The following is an 839-nucleotide window of genomic DNA, read 5'->3' as shown; positions in this document are numbered from 1 at the left end:
TCTTCGATCAAGGTGACGCTCGACGACGGCACCGAACTTCCCGCGACGCTCGTCGGCCGAGACGCCAAGGACGATCTCGCCGTGCTCAAGATCAAAGCCGGCAAGTCCCTGCCGACGGTCAAATGGGGTGACTCCGACAAGTTGATGACCGGCGACCAGGTGCTGGCGATCGGCAATCCGTTCGGCATCGGCACCACGGTCACCGCAGGCATCGTTTCTGCACGCGGCCGCGACCTGCACAGCGGACCGTTTGACGACTTCATCCAGATCGACGCCCCGATCAATCACGGCAATTCCGGCGGTCCGCTGGTCGATGTAAACGGCAATGTCGTCGGCATCAACGCGGCGATCTATTCGCCTAATGGCGGCAGCGTTGGTGTGGGTTTCGCCATTCCGTCGGATCAGGCCCAGAAAGTGGTCGCCAAGCTGATGAAGGACGGTTCCATCCAGTACGGCTATCTCGGCGTCGAGATCCAGCCGGTGACGCCGGATGTGGCTAGCGCCATTGGGCTCGATCATCCTGGCGGCGCGCTGGTTTCGCAGGTCAATGACGGCTCGCCGGCGGCAAGCGCCGGTGTCCAGACAGGCGACGTCATCACCAGCTTTGCCGGGCAGGACGTGAAGGATCCCAAGGACCTGTCGCGGGCGGTCGCCGATGTCGCGCCCGGCGCCAGGGAGACGCTGGACGTATGGCGCAAAGGCAAGGCGGTACAGATTTCCGTCGCTGTCGGCCGCAACACCGACGATGTGAAGACCGCGTCGGCGGACGACGGGTCCGGCGCGCCAAGCGCCGAGCAAGGCTCGCGCCTTCCAGCGATGGGGCTTGGCCTGATGGACAT

General features: G+C 64.4%; 1 protein-coding gene. It reads left to right on the top strand.

Features of this window, described 5'->3' with window-relative positions; all coding sequences use genetic code 11:
- Positions 1 to 839: trypsin-like peptidase domain-containing protein (locus tag EN935_RS38245; protein ID WP_127374354.1), on the top strand; the 839-nt coding region annotated here is incomplete at both ends.

Source organism: Mesorhizobium sp. M7D.F.Ca.US.004.03.1.1, assembly GCF_003998635.1.
GTDB lineage: Bacteria > Pseudomonadota > Alphaproteobacteria > Rhizobiales > Rhizobiaceae > Mesorhizobium > Mesorhizobium loti.
The sequence above is the reverse complement of the archived record's forward strand: the minus strand, read 5'-3'. Positions and strand labels throughout refer to the sequence as shown.